15 protein-coding genes and 1 pseudogene are annotated in these 21327 nt (G+C 71.7%); 9 read left to right on the top strand and 7 right to left on the bottom strand.

Annotation, left to right across the window (positions count from 1 at the left end; all coding sequences use genetic code 11):
* Positions 1–19: 19 nt before the first annotated feature.
* The 6 genes from IE145_RS16330 to pflB all read right to left on the bottom strand — a co-directional run bounded on the left by IE145_RS16330 (position 20) and on the right by pflB (position 7117).
* A complete protein-coding gene (locus IE145_RS16330; RefSeq protein ID WP_189525764.1) occupies positions 20–817 on the bottom strand; it encodes a sigma 54 modulation/S30EA ribosomal C-terminal domain-containing protein in 798 nt (265 codons plus the stop codon).
* Positions 818–1017: 200 nt separating this feature from the next.
* Positions 1018–1164 (bottom strand): hypothetical protein, encoded by a 147-nt coding sequence (locus IE145_RS16325; protein WP_189525885.1) that lies wholly within the window; start codon positions 1162–1164, stop codon positions 1018–1020.
* Positions 1165–1464: 300 nt separating this feature from the next.
* The gene (locus IE145_RS16320; RefSeq protein WP_189525763.1) at positions 1465–3222 is read right to left on the bottom strand and encodes a GAF domain-containing sensor histidine kinase; all 1758 of its coding nucleotides are present in this window, start codon (positions 3220–3222) and stop codon (positions 1465–1467) included.
* A gap of 117 nt (positions 3223–3339) precedes the next feature.
* A complete protein-coding gene (locus IE145_RS16315; protein ID WP_189525872.1) occupies positions 3340–4032 on the bottom strand; it encodes a response regulator in 693 nt (230 codons plus the stop codon).
* Between the two features lie 92 nt (positions 4033–4124).
* Entirely contained in the window at positions 4125–4862 is a 738-nt protein-coding gene (gene pflA, locus IE145_RS16310; protein WP_189525762.1) for a pyruvate formate-lyase-activating protein, read from the bottom strand.
* Positions 4859–7117: a formate C-acetyltransferase gene (gene pflB, locus IE145_RS16305; protein ID WP_189525761.1), complete on the bottom strand. Its 2259-nt coding sequence runs from the start codon at positions 7115–7117 to the stop codon at positions 4859–4861. Before pflB ends, pflA begins: the two co-directional genes overlap by 4 nt.
* Positions 7118–7771: 654 nt before the next feature.
* On the opposite strand from pflB, the gene IE145_RS16300 reads away from it, so the two are divergent.
* The 6 genes from IE145_RS16300 to IE145_RS16275 all read left to right on the top strand — a co-directional run bounded on the left by IE145_RS16300 (position 7772) and on the right by IE145_RS16275 (position 17452).
* A complete protein-coding gene (locus tag IE145_RS16300) occupies positions 7772–11470 on the top strand; it encodes a nitrate reductase subunit alpha (RefSeq protein WP_189525760.1) in 3699 nt (1232 codons plus the stop codon).
* A gap of 1 nt (position 11471) precedes the next feature.
* Positions 11472–13004 carry a nitrate reductase subunit beta gene (gene narH / locus IE145_RS16295; protein ID WP_189525759.1) on the top strand — a complete coding sequence of 511 codons (1533 nt, stop codon included), beginning with the start codon at positions 11472–11474 and terminating at the stop codon, positions 13002–13004.
* On the top strand, positions 13001–13798 hold the full coding sequence (gene narJ, locus IE145_RS16290; protein ID WP_189525758.1) for a nitrate reductase molybdenum cofactor assembly chaperone: 798 nt from the start codon (positions 13001–13003) through the stop codon (positions 13796–13798). The genes narH and narJ overlap by 4 nt, the downstream gene beginning before the upstream one ends.
* Positions 13795–14562, top strand: coding sequence for a respiratory nitrate reductase subunit gamma (narI, locus tag IE145_RS16285; protein ID WP_189525757.1), 768 nt, complete (start codon positions 13795–13797; stop codon positions 14560–14562). The genes narJ and narI overlap by 4 nt, the downstream gene beginning before the upstream one ends.
* Before the next feature lie 316 nt (positions 14563–14878).
* The gene (locus IE145_RS16280; RefSeq protein ID WP_189525756.1) at positions 14879–16084 is read left to right on the top strand and encodes a globin domain-containing protein; all 1206 of its coding nucleotides are present in this window, start codon (positions 14879–14881) and stop codon (positions 16082–16084) included.
* A 351-nt stretch (positions 16085–16435) separates the two neighbouring features.
* Positions 16436–17452 (top strand): Acg family FMN-binding oxidoreductase, encoded by a 1017-nt coding sequence (locus IE145_RS16275; protein ID WP_189525755.1) that lies wholly within the window; start codon positions 16436–16438, stop codon positions 17450–17452.
* An 81-nt stretch (positions 17453–17533) separates the two neighbouring features.
* Here the strand turns inward: IE145_RS16275 and IE145_RS16270 are convergent, their stop codons facing one another.
* A complete protein-coding gene (locus IE145_RS16270; RefSeq protein ID WP_189525754.1) occupies positions 17534–17956 on the bottom strand; it encodes a pyridoxamine 5'-phosphate oxidase family protein in 423 nt (140 codons plus the stop codon).
* A gap of 305 nt (positions 17957–18261) precedes the next feature.
* On the opposite strand from IE145_RS16270, the gene IE145_RS16265 reads away from it, so the two are divergent.
* The 3 genes and pseudogenes from IE145_RS16265 to IE145_RS16255 all read left to right on the top strand — a co-directional run.
* Complete coding sequence (locus tag IE145_RS16265) at positions 18262–19536, top strand: MFS transporter (RefSeq protein ID WP_373296592.1); 1275 nt, start codon at positions 18262–18264, stop codon at positions 19534–19536.
* A 317-nt stretch (positions 19537–19853) separates the two neighbouring features.
* Positions 19854–20501, top strand: coding sequence for a CBS domain-containing protein (locus IE145_RS16260; protein WP_189525753.1), 648 nt, complete (start codon positions 19854–19856; stop codon positions 20499–20501).
* 219 nt (positions 20502–20720) lie between these two features.
* Positions 20721–21269: pseudogene (locus tag IE145_RS16255) on the top strand (aldehyde dehydrogenase family protein); the annotation flags it as partial.
* Positions 21270–21327 lie beyond the last annotated feature (58 nt).

Genomic DNA, 21327 nt, shown 5'->3' with positions numbered 1-21327 from the left:
CGGCGGTGAGGTGCTCCCCCTACAGGGCCGGGGTGATCAGGCCGTAGTGGCCGTCGTAGCGGTGGTAGAGCACGCTGCCCCGGCCGGTGCCGGTGTCGTGGAAGAAGACGAAGGGCAGGCCGGTCAGGCGCAGTCGGCGGACGGCCCCGTCCACATCGCTCACGGGGACGGGAACCGTGCTGACGCTCAGCGGTCCCTCGAAGTCCCGTCGTCGGCCGGTGGTCCCGAGCGACGCCATACGGTGCCGGCCACCGACAGCGTCCCGGTAGACCACGCTGTCGTGCCCCGAGGCCAGGTCGGTGAAGAGCCAGAAGCCGTGGTCCATGGCCTCCAGGTCGATCACGGCGTCCTGCGGTGTCTGCCGGGCCAGGCTGAAGGACTTGTGCCGGATGATGCGACGTTCCTCGGCCGGAAGGTGCCGGCGGTGCGGCCGGTGCTCATGACCCGGGCCGTCCTGCCACGTCCGGTCCTCCGGGCCGCCACCGCGCGATCCGCGCGCCCTGTACCGCCGTGCCCGGGCGATGCGGGCGGTCAGGCGTTCCTGCAGGAGATCGACGGCCTCGAACATGGTGGTCGCGGCGACATGGGCCCGCACCGGCCTGCCGTTGACGTCCACCACGGCCTGAGCCGTGGCGGGACGGGACGCCGAGGCATGGGCGGCTTGCGTGAGCTTCACGTGGGCCGACAGGACCGGTTCGCTCACATGGCTGATCACCACGAGCACCTTCCTCCGGGCGTACGCTCCCGCCTCCTCCGGCACCTGTCCTCGGTTCCGCACCTGGATGTCGACTTCTTCGCTGGTCCTGAGACCGCTCATGGCAACTCCTCCTCGGTCTCCCTCATCCTGGCTTCCGCCGCTTCTCCCCGGCAGAGCCGACGGGTCCGCACCGAGGTGCCGGTCGTACCCGTGGGAGGCCCGTGGGCGAGGACCACCGGACAGGCGGTGAGGGCCCTACGGCCCACAGCCATCCGCGGAGCTCGCCGGGCTCGTCGGCGGACCCGCCCCTCCGGCCGTGTTCAGCGCAGCCACCCGTGGTCACGAACGACCGGGAGCCGGGCCCACAGCCGCCCCAGTCCGAGCACGTCACCGGCCGGGACAGCGGCCAGAGCGATCAGCATGACCGCGTAGACCACGTGGTGGTCGGCGAACGGGTTCGTCGACATGCTCGCCGAACCGTCCCTTCGACACTGGCCGAGCGGTTCCCGGCACCGCTCACCCTTCCGGACCGCGCCCCCCGGCACCGGACGCCAGAGGTCCACGCCGACGGGCTGAACGGCCCTCAGGAAAAGGGGCGTTGGGCATGGGCGATCGCCATCACATCGGCGGCACCGGTCACCAGGGGACCTCGCCCCTCGACGCCGGGACCGCCACGTTGCGGGGCGACGGCCCGGCGAGCTGCCGGCCCCGCCCGACGGCGGTCCGCGGAAGGCTCTGGCGGGCCGCTCAGCTGCCTCTCCGCGCCCTCACGAGGCGGGCCGGGTGCTGCGGACCGTGTCCGAGGACTGCCCCAGGGGTGCGTGCCACACGAGCCGTGTCCCCGCTCCTTCGGGACTCTCCAGCTCCATGTCGCCGCCGAGCGTCCGTGCGCGTTCCGCCATGTTGGCCAGCCCACTGCGGCGGCCTCCGGCCGGGATGCCGACGCCGTTGTCCGTGACCACCAGGCGGACCTGCTTGCCGTCGGTGTCCAGCACCACGTCGGCACGGTCGGCGTGGGCGTGCCGGGCGATGTTGGTCAGGGACTCGGTGAGGACGGCCATGACGTGGTCGGCGATCCGACCGGGCACGTGCGTGTCGAGCAGGCCCTCCATGCGGACGCTGGGGGCGAAGCCCAGAAGAGGAGCTGCCTCGCCGATCGCGCGTACCGCGCGGGAGCGCAGGCCGGGCGCCGATTCGTCGTCGCGGGAGCGCAGGCCGAAGATCGTCGACCTGATGATCTTGATGGTTTCGTCGAGGTCGTCCACCGCCCGCAGGATGCGCTCGGAAGCCACACCGTCCTGGACCCGCCGCCCAGCACTCTGCAACGTCATGCCGGTGGCGAAGAGCCGCTGGATGGCCAGGTCGTGCAGGTCGCGTGCGATCCGGTCGCGGTCCTCCAGCAGGGCGATCTGCTCGGCGTCCTGACGGCGTTCCGCCAGTTCCATCGCGACGGCGGCCTGCGCGGCGAAGACCTGGAGAGACTCGGTCTCCTTCCCGGTGAACCCCCGGCCGCCCGACTGCCGGACCAGCAGGACCACTCCCTGGGCCTCGTCGCGCGATCCGATGGGCACGGCGACGGCCGGTCCCAGCCCGTCGGAGGGCGGCAGGCCGACCGAGAGCGGGGAGTCATGGGAAAGGTCCGCGGTGCTGACAGGGGTCCGGTGAACGAACGCCCGTCCGACGAGAGTGCCTTCCACCGGCAGGACGACCCCCCGCCACACGTCGGCCTCCTGGCCTATCGCGAGCTCCACGGCGAGTGTGTCCGTCCCGCTCACCGGCATGGCCACCACGCTCAGGGCCGAAGCGGTGATCTCCCTGGCCAGGTCCGCGATCAGCGGCAGCACCCCGCCCTGGTCGGCACCGGACATCAACGTGTGGGTGATCTCCGCGTTCGCCTGCAGCCAGCGTTCCCGCAGCCGGGACTCCTCGTAGAGGCGGGCGTTGTCGATCGCCACGCCGGCCGCCACGGCCAGCGTGGCGAGCACCGACTCGTCGTCCTCGTCGAACTGCTGCCCACCGCGCTTCTCCGTCAGGTACAGGTTCCCGAAGACGTGATCGCGCACCCGGATGGGGACGCCGAGGAAGGTGTTCATCGGCGGGTGGTCGGCCGGGAAGCCGTAGGAGGCCGGGTGCTCGGAGAGCTTGGGCAGGCGCAACGGCTCCGGATGGCGGATGAGCTCGCCCAGGATGCCGTGGCCTTGCGGGTAGGGCCCGATTCTCGCGATCTGTTCCTCGTCCACACCCACCGTGTGGAAGGCCGACAGCCGTTTGCCGTCCGGGCCGATCACTCCGAGCGCGGCGTACTCGGCGTCGACCAGGGCCGCGGCGGCCTCCACGATACTGCGCAGCGCCTGCTCCAGGTCCAGCTCACGGCCGACCGACAGCACGGCCTCCAGGAGGCTGTGAACCCGGTCCCGGGTCCCGCGCGCCGCGTCCAGCCGGGCCTGCAGCTCCTCCAGCAACTCGTCCAGCCGCAGTTGCGGCAGCCGTACCCGAGCCTCGCGGGGCCCTTCGGCGCTCTCCACCCGCTGCTCCTCCAACGCCGCACCGCCTGTAGGCAACTGTCCCGTTCGACTTCCACAGTAGCGGCTCGAACAGGAAGGAGGTCAGGAGACCGCCGACGGTGTCCCGGGCGCCGGCCTTCAGCGGCCGTCGGGGCGCATACGGTCGCGAGCCTGGGTGGCGATGACCGCGGCCTGGACGCGGCGCTCCACGCCGAGCTTGGCGAGCAGGCGGGAGATGTGGTTCTTCACCGTCTTCTCCGCGAGGTACAGCCGCTGCCCGATCTGCCGGTTGGTCAGCCCTTCACCGATCAGGTCGAGGATCTCACGCTCGCGGTCGGTCAGCCCGGGCAGCAGCTCCGGCTCCTCGGCCGCCTGCCCGCCCCGCAGCCGTGCCATGAGCTTGGTCGTGGCGCTCGCGTCCAGCAGCGACTGGCCACGGGCCACCGTCCGCACGGCCGTGACGAGGTCCGATCCCTGGATCTGCTTCAGGACGTACCCGGCGGCTCCTGCCATGATCGAGTCCAGCAGTGCCTCCTCGTCGTCGAAGGAGGTGAGCATCAGACAGGCCAGGTCCGGCACCGTCGAGCGCAGTTCACGGCAGACGGTCACCCCGTCGCCGTCGGGCAGACGCACGTCGAGGACGGCCACGTCGGGCCGCAGTGCGGGGACACGCACCAATGCCTGCTCCGCCGTCGCCGCTTCCCCGACGACCGTGATGCCCGGTTCGTCCTCCAGGAGGTCGTGCACCCCTCGACGTACCACCTCATGGTCGTCCAGGAGGAACACCGTGATCGGCTTCCCCGTGCTGCCGTCCTGCTCGCCGTGCTCCATTGACCGCTCCTCGTGTGCCTGGTCCTGTGCCGACATCGTCATCTTCCCGGACGGCCCGGGACCAGGGCCGGTCGGCCCCACTTTCGCCCGCGTCAGTGGGCCACGAGCCCGTGCTCGCGGAACCGGCCCCGCACGCGGTCCACCAGCGCCGGGTCGGGTACCGGCGTGTCGTGCAGAGGGAAGGGGATGTCCAGTGCGTCGTACTTGGCGGCGCCGAGCTTGTGGAACGGCAGGACGTCGACCCGGTCCACGCAGCCCAGGCCCGAGAGGAACGCGGCGAGCCCGTCGACGGCGATCTCGTCGTCGGTCCAGCCGGGCACCAGGACGTACCTGATCCACACGCGCTTGCCCAGGGCCTCCAGACGGGTCACGAAGCCGAGGGTGGGGGCGAGTGCGCCGCCGGTCAGCTTCCGGTAGGTGGTGCTGTCGAAAGACTTGATGTCGAGGAGCACCAGATCGGTGTCGGCGAGGAGTTCGTCCGAGGCCCGGGCCCCCAGAAGGCCCGAGGTGTCGAGGGCGGTGTGCAGACCGGCCTCCTTGCAGCGGCGCAGGACCGCCGCGGTGAAGGCCGGCTGGAGCAGGGGTTCGCCACCGGTGACGGTGACACCGCCCCCCGCCGTGGTGATGAAGCCCCCGCACGGGCCGATCTCGGCCATCACTTCGTCGACGGTGGCCTCCCGTCCGTCGCGCATGTGCCAGGTGTCGGGATTGGCGCAGTACAGGCAGCGCAGCGGGCAGCCGCTCACGAAGAGCACGAACCGGGTCCCGGGACCGTCCACGCCGGTGGACAGGTCCCAGGAGTGGATCCGGCCTGTCGTCACGGCGCTCACAGTGCGCCGTGGAAGGTGCGGCTGATCACGTCGAGCTGCTGCTCGCGGGTCAGGCGGACGAAGTTCACCGCGTAGCCGGAGACCCTGATGGTCAGCTCGGGATAGTTCTCCGGGTGCTCCATGGCGTCCTCCAGCACGGCTCGGCTCAACACGTTGACGTTCATGTGGAAGCCGCCCGCGGACACGAAGGCGTCGAGGATACCGACCAGGTGGCCGGCGCGTTCCCCGGGGACGTGCCCCAGCCCTTCCGGGGTGATCGTGGTGGTCAGGGAGATGCCGTCCCGGGCGGCGTCGTAGGGCAGCTTGGCCACCGAGAGGGCGGAGGCGGCCACTCCGTGCTTGTCGCGGCCGTTCATCGGGTTGGCGCCGGGAGCGAAGGGCTGTCCGGCGCGCCGGCCGTCAGGGGTGTTGCCCGTGTGCTTGCCGTACACGACGTTGGAGGTGATGGTCAGCACGGACTGGGTGTGCTCCGCGTCGCGGTGGGCGGGGTGCTTCCGCACCTTCGCCATGAACGACTCCACCAGGTCGACGGCGATGCTGTCGGCACGGTCGTCGTTGTTTCCGTACACCGGGAATTCGCCCTCGGTCCGGAAGTCCACGGCCAGCCCCGTGCGGTCGCGGAAGACCTTGACACGCGCGTGCTTGACGGCGGACAGGCTGTCCACGGCGACGGACAGGCCCGCGATGCCGCAGGCCATGAAGCGGTGGACGGGGTAGTCGTGCAGCGCCATCTCGATGCGCTCGTAGGCGTACTTGTCGTGCATGTAGTGGATGACGTTGAGCGCGTCGACGTACGTCTGCGCGAGCCAGTCCAGGACGCGGTCGTACGCCGCCGACAGCTCGTCGTAGTCGAGGTACTCACCTGTCAGCGGCGCCGCCCCGGGGGCGATCTGGTCGCCGGTCATCTCGTCCCGGCCGCCGTTGACGGCGTACAGCAGCGCCTTGGCCAGGTTGACGCGAGCGCCGAAGAACTGCATCTGCCTGCCCACCGCCATGGCGGAGACGCAGCAGGCGATCGCCGTGTCGTCGCCGGTGCGTGTCCGCGTCAGGTCGTCCGACTCGTACTGGACGGCGCTGGTGTCGATGGACACCTGGGCGCAGAACTCCTTGAAGCCGTCCGGGAGTCGCGACGACCACAGCACGGTCAGGTTCGGTTCCGGGGCGGGACCGAGGTTGTACAGGGTCTGCAGGAAACGGAAGGAGGTGCGGGTGACCAGCGGGCGGCCGTCGGCACCGACGCCACCGATGGACTCCGTCACCCAGGTCGGGTCTCCGGAGAACAGCGCGTCGTACTCAGGGGTCCGCAGGAAGCGGACGATGCGGAGCTTGATGACGAAGTCGTCGATCAGTTCCTGGGCGCGCGTCTCGTCGAGGAGCCCTGCGTCCAGATCACGCTGGAGGTAGACGTCCAGGAAGGTGGAGGTCCGGCCGAGCGACATCGCCGCGCCGTTCTGCTCCTTGACGGCGGCCAGGTAGCCGAGGTAGAGCCACTGCACGGCCTCGTGCGCGGTCGCCGCGGGACGGCTGACGTCACAGCCGTACGTGGCCGCCATCGCCGTCAGCTCGCCCAGCGCCCGGATCTGTTCGGCGAGTTCCTCCCGGTCGCGGATGACGTCGGCGGTGGACGGCCTGCCGTCGAGACCGGCGCGTTCGGCGTGCTTGGCCTCGATGAGCCGGTCGGTGCCGTAGAGGGCGACGCGCCGGTAGTCCCCGATGATCCGGCCACGGCCGTAGGCGTCCGGCAGGCCGGTGATGATGCCGACCCTGCGGGCGGCGCGCATCGCCGGGGTGTAGGCGTCGAACACGCCGGCGTTGTGGGTCTTGCGGTAGGTGTCGAAGACCCTCGTCACGAACGGGTCCGTCTCGTAGCCGTACGCCTTCAGCCCGTTCTCCACCATGCGCAGACCGCCGTTGGGCATGATCGCCCGCTTCAGCGGGGCGTCGGTCTGCAGGCCGACGATCAGCTCGCGGTCGCGGTCGATCCAGCCGGGGGCGTGCGAGGTGATGGTGGAGGGGGTGGCGGTGTCCACGTCGAGGACGCCCCTGCGCCGTTCCTCCGGGAACAGCCCGCTGACCTTCTCCCATACCGCCCGGGTGCGGTCCGTCGCACCGGCCAGGAAGGCGTCGTCGCCTTCGTAGGGCGTGTAGTTGGCCTGGATGAAGTCCCGCACGTCGACGCGTTCACGCCACCCGCTCCCGGTGAACTGTCGCCAGGCGTCCGCGGTCCGGGGGTCGGCTGTCACCGTCGCGGTCATCACGGGTCCTCTCGTCGGACGGTCTTGTCACTGCCGATGCTCGTCGTGCGGGCCGGTGGCGGGCAGTGCCGGACAGGGCACCGGGCGGGCCCCGGACGGCCCCGGCCGGCGGGACCTTCGGCCCGCCACGGACAGATGACGGCGGCTGTCGGAGCGGCTCCCGCGTGGGCGCGTCCAGCAGGGGCCGGGCGCGCCCGCCGCCTCCTCCCCACTTCCGCGTCGCGGACGCCGGCCAGGTGGCGGGGGAGGCAGTGGCGAGCGGGACGACGCCGAGGGAGACGATCGCCGGCGCTCGGCCCGGCCCGGTGCGGCCCTTGGCGGGGGTGATGCCGTACCTCGCCGCACCTCGCCGCGGGAGCGGCCGGATGCTCGACGGAGCCGGGTGCCCGCGCGTCCGGCGGGCACGGAGGGCGGTGGCGCCGACGGGCATCTGCCGTTCGGTCATCGGCCGGGACACACGCCGGGTACCGTGCGCTCGCCAGGCACCGTGCGCACGCCGGGACGCACGCCGGGCACCGTGCGCTCCCTCGCCGACCGGGCCCGGCACGGTGCCGTTGGTCCCTGTTGCGGCCCGCTGGATGGGGCCGGAAGGCCATCCGTCAGGGACCGCCAGCCCAGGCGTATCCCTGCCTGCCGCCCATAGCGTTCCCTGCCATGGAGAACGATCGGAACGCACGGCGCAAGGCGTCGCCCGCCCCAGAAGGCTGGCCGCTCGCGGCCCGCAGACTGCTGACACGCCGCGAGGTGTCGGCCGACGGCCGGGCCGTGTTCGGCGAAGGCGACCCGAAGTGGGAGGGCTTCTACCGGGACCGGTGGGCCCACGACAAGGTGGTGCGCTCCACGCACGGGGTCAACTGCACCGGGTCCTGTTCGTGGATGGTGTACGTCAAGGACGGCATCATCACGTGGGAGCACCAGGCCACCGACTATCCGTCCATCGGCACGGACTGCCCCGAGTACGAGCCCCGCGGCTGCCCGCGTGGGGCGTCCTTCTCCTGGTACACCTACTCGCCCAACAGGGTCCGCTACCCGTACGTGCGCGGCGAGCTGCTGAGCCTGTGGCGGGAGGCCCGCAAGCGCCTGGGCGACCCGGTGGCGGCCTGGGCCGAGATCACCGGGGACCCGGCCAAGGCCCGGGCGTACAAGCGGGCGCGCGGCAAGGGCGGCCTGGTGCGCGCGGACTGGGAGGAGGCCGGCGAGCTGATCGCCGCCGCCCAGGTGCACACCGTCAAGGAGTACGGCCCCGACCGCGTCGCCGGCTTCTCGCCGATCCCCGCGATGTCCATGGCGTCGTTCGCGGCCGGGGCGCGGTTCCACTCGCTGATCGGCGGCACCCTGCTGTCCTTCTACGACTGGTACGCCGACCTGCCGATCGCCTCGCCGCAGGTCTTCGGCGACCAGACCGACGTGCCGGAGGCCGCGGACTGGTGGAACGCCGGCTATCTGATCATGTGGGGCTCCAACATCCCCGTGACCCGCACGCCGGACGCGCACTTCCTCACCGAGACCCGCTACAACGGCACCAAGGTCGTCGCGGTCAGCCCCGACTACGCCGACAACGTCAAGCACGCCGACGAGTGGGTGGCCCCGCACCCCGGTACCGACGGGGCGCTGGCGATGGCCATGGGCCACGTGATCCTGCGCGAGTTCCTCGTGGACCGCGAGGTCCCCTACTTCCGGGACTACCTGCGCACGTTCACCGACGCTCCGTTCCTGGTGACCTTGCGCGAGCACGAGCACGGTCTCGTCCCCGGCGGGTTCCTGACGGCGGCCGACCTGGGCCACGTGGAGGAGAACGCCCACTCCAAAACCGTCCTCCTCGACTCGGCCACCGGCGAACCGGTCGTGCCGAACGGTTCGCTCGGCTTCCGCTGGGGAGAAGCCGGCGAGGGTCGCTGGAACCTCGATCTCGGCGACGTGATACCCGAGCTGTCGCTGCTGGAAGGGGCGGAGGAGACAGCCGAGGTGGCACTGCCCCGTTTCGACGAGGGTGCCACCGAGGGCGGCTCCACCATGCTGCGCGGGGTGCCGGTGCGCCGGGTCGCGGGGCGGCTGGTGACCACGGTCTTCGACCTCTTGCTGGCCCAGTACGGCGTCGTACGCCCCGGACTTCCGGGCAGTTGGCCCACCGGGTACGACGACGCGAGCCAGCCGTACACACCGGCCTGGCAGGAGACGGTCACCTCGGTCCCGGCGGTGCAGGCGGCCCGGATCGGCCGGGAATTCGCCCGCAACGCAGAGCGCACCCAGGGCCGTTCGATGATCGCGATGGGGGCGGGCACCAACCACTGGTTCCACTCCGACACCATCTACCGGGCGTTCCTGGCACTGACGACGATGACGGGCTGCCAGGGCGTCAACGGCGGGGGCTGGGCGCACTACGTCGGACAGGAGAAGGTGCGCCCGGTCACCGGGCAGCAGCACCTGTCGTTCGCCTTCGACTGGCAGCGGCCCACGCGGCACATGGCGGGCACGTCGTACTGGTACCTCAACTCCGACCAGTGGCGCTACGAGGCGTTCGGGCCCGATGAGCTGGCCTCGCCTCTCGGCAGCGGCCGGTTCAAGGGCAAGGCGTTCGCGGACACGCTCGCGCAGGCCGTGCGGCTCGGCTGGACGCCCGGCCACCCCGGATTCAACCGCAACCCCCTCGACATCACGGACGAGGCGGCCGCCGCGGGCCGGCCGGTCGCCGAGCACATCGTCGGCGAACTCAAGTCCGGCAGGCTGCGGTTCGCTGTCGAGGACCCGGACGACCCGGCGAACTTCCCCCGCGTGCTGACCGTGTGGCGGGCCAACCTGCTGGGCTCGTCCGGCAAGGGCAACGAGTACTTCCTGCGACACCTGCTGGGCACCGACGCCGCCGTACGCTCCGAGGAGACCCCGGTCGAGGGGCGTCCGCAGGACGTGGTGTGGCGGGAGGAGGCACCCGAGGGCAAGCTCGACCTGCTCGTCACGCTGGATTTCCGGATGACCTCCACCGGTCTGCTCTCCGACGTCGTCCTGCCGGCCGCGACCTGGTACGAGAAGGACGACCTGTCCAGCACGGACATGCACCCCTTCGTACATGCCTTCACCCCGGCCATCGCCCCTCCCTGGCAGTCCCGCACCGACTACGACACCTTCCTGACCATGGCCGACAGGTTCAGCGAGCTGGCCGCCGAGCACCTGGGCACCCGCACGGACGTCATCGCCGTGCCGCTCCTGCACGACACACCCGACGAACTCGCCCAGCCCGGCGGGACCGTACGGGACTGGAAGAGCGGCGCGTGCGAGCCGGTCCCCGGACGCACCATGCCCAAGCTCGTCGTCGTCGAACGGGACTTCGCGGCCGTGGCGCAGAAGATGCGTGCCATCGGCCCGCTGCTGGACACCCTCGGCACCACCACCAAAGGCGTCACCGTCCACCCCGACGAGGAGATCGACGGGCTGCGGCGCCACAACGGCGCGGTCAGGGACGGGATCGCGGCCGGACGCCCCTCCCTCGCCACCGCCTCCGACATGTGCGAAGCGATCCTCGCCCTGTCCGGCACCACCAACGGGCGCCTGGCCACCGAAGGCTTCCGGGAGCTGGAGCGGCAGACCGGAAGCGAAGGCATGGCGGAACTGGCCTCCGAACGCGAGGCGGAACGCATCACGTTCGCCGACACCCGCACCCAGCCGCGCGGGGTCATCACCTCGTACGAATGGTCGGGGTCGGAGACGGGCGGTCGCCGCTACTCGCCGTTCGTCATCAACACCGAACACAAAAAGCCCTGGCACACGCTCACCGGACGCCAGCACTTCTTCGTCCAGCACGACTGGATAGCCGAACTGGGCGAGCAACTCCCGGTCTACCGGCCTCCGCTGAACTCGCCGCGGCACTACGGCGACCAGCACCTGCACGACGACGGGCGCGCCGAGGTCACCGTCCGCTACCTGACCCCGCACTCCAAGTGGTCCATCCACTCGAACTACCAGGACAACAAGTACATGCTCGACCTGTCCCGCGGCGGCCCGACGATCTGGATGTCCACCGCCGACGCCGAGAAGATCGGCGCCAGGGACAACGAGTGGATCGAGGCGTACAACCGCAACGGCGTCGTCGCCGCCCGCGCCGTGGTCACCCACCGCATGCCCGAGGGCACCGTCTACATGCACCACGCCCAGGACCGCAACGTGAATGTTCCGAAGACCGAGGTCAGCGGCGTGCGGGGCGGCATCCACAACTCGCTCACCCGCCTCCTGCTCAAGCCCACGCATCTCGCGGGCGGCTACGCCCAGTTCACCTACGCCTTCAACTACTACGGCCCGACCGGCAACCAGCGCGACGAGGTCACCGTCATCCGCCGCCGCAGCCAGCAAGTGGAGTACTGACATGCGCGTCATGGCACAGATCGCGATGGTGATGAACCTCGACAAGTGCATCGGCTGCCACACCTGCTCGGTCACCTGCAAGCAGACGTGGACCAACCGCACGGGTGTCGAGTACGCCTGGTTCAACAACGTCGAGACCAAGCCCGGTGTCGGGTACCCACGCCGCTACGAGGACCAGGAGCACTGGAAGGGCGGCTGGATGCTGGACAGGCGCGGGCGTCTCGTCCTGCGCTCCGGGGGGAGGGCCAAGCGGCTCCTCTCGCTGTTCTCCAACCCCGACCTGCCGTCCATCGAGGACTACTACGAGCCGGTCACCTACGACTACGACAACCTCGTCAACGCCCCGGCGGGCAAGGACATGCCCGTGGCCCGCCCCCGTTCCGCCCTCACCGGCGAGCCCACCGCCATCACCTGGGGCGCCAACTGGGAGGACGGCCTCGGTGGCGCTCCCGAGAACGCCGGCGGCGACCCGAACCTGACCGGCGCGTGGGCCGAGAAGGTGAAGTTCGAGTTCGAGCAGACCTTCCTCTTCCACCTGCCGCGTCTGTGCGAACACTGCCTCAACCCGGCCTGCGTTTCGGCCTGTCCGTCCGGGGCCCTGTACAAGCGGGTCGAGGACGGCATCGTCCTGGTCGACCAGGACAGGTGCCGCGGGTGGCGGATGTGCGTGACGGCGTGCCCGTACAAGAAGGTGTACGTCAACCACGTCACCGGCAAGGCCGAGAAGTGCACCTTCTGCTTCCCGCGCATCGAGGCCGGCCAGCCCACCGTCTGCTCCGAGACCTGCGTGGGACGGCTGCGCTACCTCGGACTGCTGCTCTACGACGCCGACCGGGTCGGCGAGGCCGCCGCCACCCCCGACGAGAAGGACCTCCTCGACGCCCAGCGCGGGGTCTTCCTCGATCCGCGTGACCCCGACGTGATCGCGGCGGCCAGGGGAGCCGGCATCCCCGAGGACTGGCTGGCCGCGGCTCGCCGCTCCCCCGTGTACGACCTCGTCGTGCGGTACGAGGTCGCGCTGCCGCTCCACCCGGAATACCGCACCCTTCCCATGGTCTGGTACGTGCCGCCGCTCTCCCCCGTCCTGGACGCCGTCGACGCCGCGGGCGGAAACCAGGACGACCCCGACCACGTCTTCGCCGCCGTCACCCGGCTGCGCATCCCCCTGGAGTACCTGGCGGAGCTGTTCAGCGCCGGGGACGCCGACGTGGTCGCCGGAGTGCTGATGAAACTCACGGCCCTGCGCTCCTACATGCGCGAGCGCGCCCTCGGCGAGGACGGCGACGAAGCCGTGCTCAAGGCGGTCGGCCTCACCGCCCGGGAGGCCACCGACCTGCACCGCCTGCTCGCCGTCGCCAAGTACGAGGACCGCTACGTCGTCCCCGCAGCCCACAAGGAGGACGCCGCCGCGCTGACCGCCATGGAGGAACGCTGCCCCGTCGAGTCCTCCGGCGAGCCCGCGGAGGCCGGTGGCCGACGGGTGATGCTCGGCATCCCCACCCTGCGCCGCACGACCACCGGAGGTCACGCGTGAGCCCGCTGCCCGCAAGCATTCCCGCCCTCGTCCGCACCCGCGTCCGGGCGGCCGTCCGCCGCCCGGCCCGGCTCACAGCCGAGGAGAGGGAGGAGCGCGCCCTGCTGCTGCGGCTCTGCTCGCTGCTGCTTCAGTATCCGGACGCCGAACTCACCGCATTCGCACAACCGTCGGCCGGCGTCATCGAGGCGCTGCCGCCGTCGCCCGCCGCCGCTCATCTGGCCGCTTTCACCACCTGGCTCACGGGCCAGGAGGCGGACGCCGTCGAGCAGCACTACGTCGAGACGTTCGACCTGCGCCGCAGGAGCAGTCTCTACCTCACCTACTACCTGCACGGCGACACCCGCCGCCGCGGCATGGCCCTGCTCACGCTGAACCAGCGCTACCGCGCCGCCGGCTGGGACATCGAAGGGGGTGAACTGCCCGACCACCTTCCGGTCGTGCTGGAGTTCGCCGCTCTGATGGGCCCGGGCGGCGGCGAAGCACCGCTGCGCCAGCACCGGCGGGGGCTGGAGCTCATCCACCGGGCACTGACCGACGCGCACTCGCCGTACCGGCACGTCATGGCCGCGCTGCTCACCCTGTTGCCGCCGCCCACCGACGCGGACCGCGCGGCGGTGGCCCGGCTCGTCGCCGAGGGGCCGCCGGAGGAGGAGGTCGGCCTCGATCCCTACGGTACGTACGGGGAGGGAGAGTTCGCTCCTCCGGGGACCTTCGTGCCGCCGATGGCCGCTCCGCCGACCCGGGTGCCGCCCGCCGATCCGACCACCACCCGCAGGGAAGGCACCCGATGAACGCCGCATTCCTCTCCCCGCCGGCCGCAGCGGCGGTGAGCGGCACCGACCTCCTGCTGTGGGTCGCCGTCCCCTACGTCTGCCTCTCGGTGTTCGTCGTCGGGCACGTGTGGCGCTACCGCCAGGACCAGTTCGGCTGGACCACGCGCACCAGCCAGCTCCTCGAACACCGCTGGCTGCGCTGGGGCAGCCCGCTGTTCCACCTCGGCGCCTTCATGGTGATCGCCGGCCATGTCGTGGGACTCGCCGTCCCCGGCTCGTGGACCGAGGCCGTCGGCATATCCGAGCACGCCTACCACACCACCGCCGTCTGGGCGGGCTCGGTGGCGGGCGTCGCCATGATCGCCGGGCTCGGCATGCTGTGCGCCCGTCGGCTGCTGAACCGCACGGTCCGCCTCGGCACCGACCGCAGCGACAAGCTCCTCTTCCCCCTGCTGTCGGCGACCGTCCTGCTCGGCATCACCGCCACCGCCGCCCACAACGTCTTCGGCGCCGGCTACGACTACCGCTCCACCGTCTCCGTGTGGTTCCGCGGTCTGTTCGTCCTCCAGCCGCAGCCCGAGGCGATGATCGGGGCGCCCCTGCTGTTCCAACTGCACGCCCTGACCGCCTTCCTGCTCTTCGCGGCCTGGCCGTTCACCCGGCTGGTGCACGTGTGGAGCGCCCCGGTCGGCTACCTCGTCCGGCCGTATCTCGTCTACCGGAGGCGGGCCGCGCCGAGTGCGGCCCCGGGCCGACGGCGGTCGGTCTCCGGCTCCCGGTGAGCGGAGCGAAGCACCGGCCCGCGCTCGCCCCGACAACATCCTGCCGCTGTACGCCGATTACGCCGATGACGCGCCGGCCGTGCCGCGTTCCGGTCCCGGTGACCGGGTACGCACGCACGGCACGGCGCGTTCCGGACAAGGGGCGGCAGGACCTCCGCGCTCGCGCGACCCGGCCGGCGGGTCCGTCGCCGGACGGCGAGCTGCACCCGAGCCGGTCGGACCCGCGGAGAAGGCCGATCGGCCCATCCGGCCCGGTACCCGGGCCGCCAGGATGGTGAGCACAGTTCCCCCGCACGCCACCTCGCCGAGGAGACCCATGCTTTCGCCCGATTCGGCCGCCGTCGTCCGCGCCACCCTGCCCGCCGTCGGCGGAGCGCTGGGCGAGATCACGGCTCGGTTCTACGGCACCATGTTCGCCGAGCAGCCCGACCTGCTGGACGGACTGTTCAACCGCGGCAACCAGGCCACCGGCGGTCAGCGCCGTGCTCTTGCCGGTTCCATCGCCGCCTTCGCGCAGGCACTGCTCGCCGATCCCGAGAACAGGCCGGACGTCCTGCTTTCCCGGATCGCCCACAAGCACGCGGCGCTCGGTGTGACCGAGGACCAGTACACGATCGTCCACAAGTACCTCTTCCGCGCCATCGCGGAGGTTCTCGGCGAAGCGGTCACGCCGCAGGTGGCCGCCGCCTGGGACGAGGTGTACTGGCTCATGGCCGGCGCCCTGATCGCCCAGGAGGCCCGTCTCTACCAGCAGGCGCAGGTCGACCCCCGCAACCCGTGGCGGAAGTGGACGGTGGTGGAACGGCGTGAGGAGACCCCCGACGTGGTGTCCTTCCTGCTGCGCCCGGCCGACGAGGATCCCGTGCCGCCCGCCCGCGCCGGCCAGTACGTCAGCGTCAGGGTGCGGATGCCCGACGGCGTGCACCAGGTGCGCCAGTACAGCCTGTCGGGCGCCCCCGGCGGCCGACTCCGCCGGGTCACCGTCAAACGGGTGGCGAGCCTGTCCGACGCGCCCGAGGGCGAGGTTTCGAACCAGTTGCACCGCACCGTCGGGGCCGGTGACGCGCTCACCCTGTCCGCTCCGTTCGGCGATGTGGTCCTCGACGAGGCCGACAGTCCCCTGCTGCTGGTCTCGGCCGGCATCGGCTGCACCCCGATGGTCGGCATGCTCGAACACCTTGCGGCGACCGGAGCCACCCGCCCGGTCACGGTGCTGCACGCGGATCGTTCGCCGGCGGACCACGCCCTCCGCTCGGACACCCGCCGCCTGGTGGGCCGCCTGCCCGCTGCCCGGGCGGAGTTCTGGTACGAGCAGAACGCTGCCGCCGAGCCCGGCGCCCACTGCGGTCTGATGGACCTCAGGGAACTGGAGCTGCCCGACGGCACTGATGTCTACCTCTGCGGCTCGCTGCCCTTCATGCGGGCCGTCAGGGCACAACTGCTCGACTCGGGGGTTCCGGCGCGCCACATCCGCTACGAGGTCTTCGGCCCCGATCTCTGGCTGGCCCACACGGAAGGCTGAGCGCGGACGACACGAGGGCGTGGGGCCGGGCGACCTCGTCCGCGGCAAGGGCGGTGCGGACTGCCCCGGCGGCGGTGAGGAGCGATCCCCTCCTCGGCCACCGGTCCGCTCGACGAGCCGCCTGCACAAGCCCTTCTCCTGAGCACCCCGGCCCTCCGCACCCCCTCTCGCTCCGGGTTCAACTCGTCGGTCCCTCCCCTCCTCCCCCCCCGGCCCCCTCCCCCGGGCCTCGCGGACCTCGGTTCGGGGCCATGTGGCGGGCGGAGAGGGGCCGCCCAACCCTCCCGCGAGCGGGCATGGTGTCGCAGGGGGGGGTGGGCGGCACGCGAGAGCTTGTGAAGGAGAGTCGCCATGAGGACCCGGGACATCGATGCCGCAGCCGTCCAGACCCTGCTGGCCGCGGCGGTGGCAGCGCCCTCGATCCACAACACGCAGCCCTGGCGGTTCGGCCTGGACGCGGGCAACGGGTCGGTCGAAGTCCGTGCCGCCGGACGGCGGCTTCCGATGACCGATCCCGACCTGCGTGCCCGCCATCTCTCCGTGGGCGCGGCCGTCTTCAATCTCCGAGTGGCCGCGGCGCACCTGGGGTGGGTGCCCGTCGTCCGGCTGCTGCCCGCCGAGGCCGACCCCGAGCTGCTGGCCACCGTGCACCTGGCCGGGGCCGGCGGGGAAGGCCCCCCGTCCCTGCGGTGGCTGTACGAGGCCGTCGAACGGCGTCACAGCAGCCGGATGCCGTTCACCGGCCGCCCCGTGCCCGAGACGATCGTGACGGAGATGACCGCCGCGGCCCGTACGCAGGGCGCGCGCCTTGAGGTCCCCGACATCATGGGGACCAGGCGTCTGCTGCGGTTGACCCGGGCGGGCGAGGCCCGCAACGCCTCCCACCCCGGCCGCACGGCGGAGGCGCACAGCTGCCTCACCGCCCCGGGAATCGACTCCGGGTACGGCATCCCCGTCACCGCGGTGGGGGCCCTGGACGCGTCCGGCCGGATGCCGATGCGGGACTTCACCGGCCGGCTGCCCGTGCCGCGTCTTCCTGCCCTGCACTTCGAACGCCACGCGCAGGTGGCCCTGTTGTGGACCGCGCGGGACCGGCGGGAGGACTGGCTGCGGGCGGGCCAGGCGCTGCAGCACGTGCTGCTCACGGCGACCTCGTACGGAGTACGCACCTCGATACTGCACCAGGCGATGGAGTGGATGGATCTGCGGGCGGCGGTCGCCGGTGCGCAGCAGCGGTGCCCGCAGCTGCTGATCCGGTTCGGGTACGGCCCCGAGGGCGGTCGCACCCCGCGCGCGGCCGCGTACGCCGCATCGTCCCCGACGCCCGGGGCGGCGGTTCCCGGTGAGGGGGCCGCCTCATCCGGCTGACCGCGTCCGGTCGCCACTGCGGACCGGCCTGACCGTGTCCGGCCGGCACTGCGGACCGGAGCGGCATGCGGAGACGCCCGCTCATCCGGTGGTGCGTGTGCCCGTGATCTCGCGGCCCGTGACCAACTCGGACTCGATACGCACGAAGACCCCGTCACGTACGGGCATCCAGGAACGCGGGCCGGACTGCGAGAGCCGTTCGCGCTCGGCGGGCTCGGCCACCACGCCGGCCCGGCCGGTGACGACGACGCTCCAGCCCGACCGGGTCGCCGCACTGAACTCGTCCGCCTCGAAGGCGACCACGGCACCGTCGATGGCCTGCACGAGGTCGGAGACCGCCGAGGTGTACAGCACTACGGAGTCGTCCTCGTCCAGGGCGAAGTTGACCGGGAGGACCGCGGGCAGCGCCTGCCGGGTGTACACGACCCGGCCGAGCGGCACTTCGGCGAGCAGACGAAGGCATTCCAGCCGGTCGAGAATGCGGATGGCGTCGTTCTCGAGCATCCCACCATCCTCCGCGCCGCGCTGCGACGCCGGGTAGGGCCGGTCGGCCCTATCTGCGGTTCCTGGCAGCGGGCGGCCGTGTACACCGCTCCGGCCGAGTCGTCGGGTGAGCGAATCGGGACGCCATGGCGAAGGGGAGCCGGCCGGATTCGATGGAGGACCCTCAGCCTCTCGGCAGGGCCCCTTGGCCCATGCCACCCCCCGCGCCCCGAGGACGACAGTGGCTGAGCAGTCGCCGATCCGCAGGCGGAAGACCTGCGGATCACCGTGTCGCGGCACCATACAGAGGGGCAGAGGCGGACAGCATGATCAAGGTTTCGATGGCGGACAGCGGCAGGACGGGGCCGGGTGCGCCGGTGCCCGGCCGGGCCTGGCTGATGCTGGCCCTGGCCACCGCCGGTTTCGCGGTCAACTTCTGGGCCTGGGCGCTGCTCAGCCCGCTCGGCCCGCGATTCAAGGACGGGCTCGACCTGTCGTCGTTCGAGCAGTCGCTGCTGGTGGCGGTGCCGGTCGTCGTCGGTTCTCTGGGCCGGATCCCGGCCGGCGCGCTGACCGACCGATTCGGCGGACGGGTCATGTTCCCCATCGTGTCCGCGGCCACCATCGTGCCGGTGCTCCACCTCGGCCTGGCCGGACACTCCTCACTCGGCGCCCTGCTCGTCGGCGGGTTCTTCCTCGGTATCGGCGGCACCGCCTTCGCTGTCGGCGTTCCGCTCGTCAACGCCTGGTTCCCGCCCGAGCGGCGCGGCCTCGCCATCGGAGTCTTCGGCGCGGGTATGGGCGGCACCGCCATCAGCGCCCTGACCACGGTGAAGCTGGTCGACGCGGGCAGCATGTCCACGCCGTTCCTGCTCACCGCGGCGGTTCTCGCGGCGTACGCCGCCGCCGCCGCTCTCCTGCTCCGTGACGCGCCCGGCCGGACCGCGCCGACCGAGTCGGCCGCAAGCCGCCTGTCCGCCGCCCTCCGACTGCCCATCACCTGGCAGGCGTCCGCACTGTACGCGGTTGCGTTCGGCGGCTACGTGGCCTTCTCCGTCTACCTGCCGACGTACCTCAAGACCGGCTACGGCCTCGCCCAGGCCGACGCGGCGAACCGCATGGCCGGGTTCGTTGTCCTCGCGGTGGCGATGCGCCCGTTCGGTGGCTGGCTGTCCGACCGGATCGGCCCGGTCCGTGTGCTGGCGGGCTCGCTGGCCACGGTCGTGGCCGGTGCTGCCACGCAGGCGTTCACCCCCGCCCTGGCACCCGTGGGCACCCTCGCCTTCCTGGCCATGGCCGCCGCGCTCGGCGCCGGCAGCGGAGCGGCCTTCGCCCTGGTGGCCCTGCGCACCCCGGCCGACCAGGTCGGCTCGGTGACCGGAGTGGTCGGCGCCGCGGGCGGACTGGGCGGATTCCTGCCACCGCTGGTGATGGGGTCGCTGTTCGGGCTGTTCGATTCGTACGCGATGGGCCTCGTCCTGCTCGCGACCGTGTCCGCCGGGGCTCTGGCCTTCACTCTCACCGCCGTCCACGCCCCGTCCCCGGACGGTGCGGGGAAATCCCGCGCCAGCGGGCAGCGCGAGCCCCGCACGGCCGCCTGAACTACGTCTCCCGTCCGCCGTTCCGGGCGCCGGGGGCACGTCCGGGAGGGCCGACCGGGCCCGCCCCGGAGGGGACCGAGCGGAGCAGACAGCAGCCGGACACGGGGCTCCTCGGCCCTGTGGCCGGGGCCGGGCCGCCCTCCCCACCAGGACCGGACGCCCCTGGTCCGTGACTGCGGAGCGCGGCAGTGTTGAGGCGTGGCGGCACGGTCACGGACAGCGGAGCACCGGGTCGCCCGGCACCTCGGTGCCCGTGAGAACCCGGCCGGCCACCGGCTCCGGCTCTCTTCGCCCATGCTCGTGAAGGAGGATCCATCATGCCCTCTCGCACTGTTGGTGAGGTGATGACACGGGACGTCGTGCAGGCCGGCCCGACGACACCGTTCAAGGAGGTCGTGCGACTGCTCGACCACCACCGGATCAGCGGCCTGCCGGTGGTCGACGCCGACGACAAGGTCCTCGGTGTGCTGTCCGGAAGCGATCTGATACGCGCCCAGGCGTACCGGGAAGGCTCCGCTCCGCCCCTGGCCGTGACCGCGCAGGAGGTGATGTCCAGCCCGGCCGTCACCGTGCACCCGGAGCAGTCCGTACCGGACGCCGCCCGGCTGATGGAGCGCCGCGGTGTCGAGCGGCTGCCCGTGGTGGACGAGGCCGACCGCCTGATCGGCATCGCCACCCGCCGCGACCTCCTCCGGGTCTTCCTGCGTGCGGACGAGGACATCCGCCGAGAGGTGACCGAGGAGATCGTCGGCACGGCGCAGGGACTGCCGTCCGACACGGTCCTCGTCTCCGTTCGCGACGGTGTCATCACTCTTGAGGGCCGGGTGGAACTGCGTTCCCGGGTACCGGAGATCGTCCACGCCGCCTGGCGCCTCGAAGGTGTGGTCGGCGTGGTGAACGGTCTGGGCTTCCGCATCGACGACTGTGCGGCACCGGCCGGTCCGGCTCGCGCCGGGAGTTCATGAGCGCCCGGCGAGAAGCCTCGGCCGGCGGCTCGGGCGGCCTGGGCCGACGGTCCCTGCCGAGCCGGGCCGGACGGCATCGACGCGGGCCCTCCGGGTCCTCCCGCAGAGGACGTCGCCGAAGGAGAGTGAGGGCAGAGAGCGGGACCGTTCACCGTCGCACCGCTCCTGGCCGGCACCGCCGCACACCACGGCGGCCCCTCACAACGGAGGCACACCACCATGACCCGACAGGACGTACGGACCGAGGGCCGCGCCAGGACCGACGCCCCGTCCGACACCGCGGTCGCCGTGGACCGTCTGGTCACGGACGGCCTCAAAGCACTCGCCGACTACGACGCCCTCACCCAGGAACAGGTCGACCACATCGTCAAGAAGGCGTCGGTCGCAGCCCTGGACCAGCACACCGCGCTGGCCCGTCTGGCGGTCGAGGAGACAGGACGCGGGGTCTTCGAGGACAAGGCCGCCAAGAACATGTTCGCCTGCGAGCACGTCACGCACAGCATGGCCCACATGAAGACCGTCGGAGTCATCGGCCGGGACGACATCGAGGACATGCTCGAAATCGCCGAACCGGTGGGCGTGGTGGCCGCGGTCACGCCCGTCACCAACCCGACCTCGACCACGATCTTCAAGGCACTGATGGCGCTGAAGACCCGTAATCCGGTGATCTTCGCGTTCCACCCCTCCGCCCAGCGGTGCAGCGCCGAAGCGGCCCGCGTCGTCCGGGACGCGGCCATCGCCGCCGGTGCTCCGGAGCACTGCGTACAGTGAGCTTCTTCGAGTTGGCCACCGATCGGGTGATGGGCCGTGGAGCGCAACGGACGAG

Origin of the sequence: Streptomyces sindenensis (assembly GCF_014649035.1) — a bacterium.
In the GTDB taxonomy this organism is placed as follows: domain Bacteria; phylum Actinomycetota; class Actinomycetes; order Streptomycetales; family Streptomycetaceae; genus Streptomyces; species Streptomyces sindenensis.
Note: the sequence above shows the minus strand (reverse complement) of the source record. Positions and strands in the feature narration are given on the sequence as shown.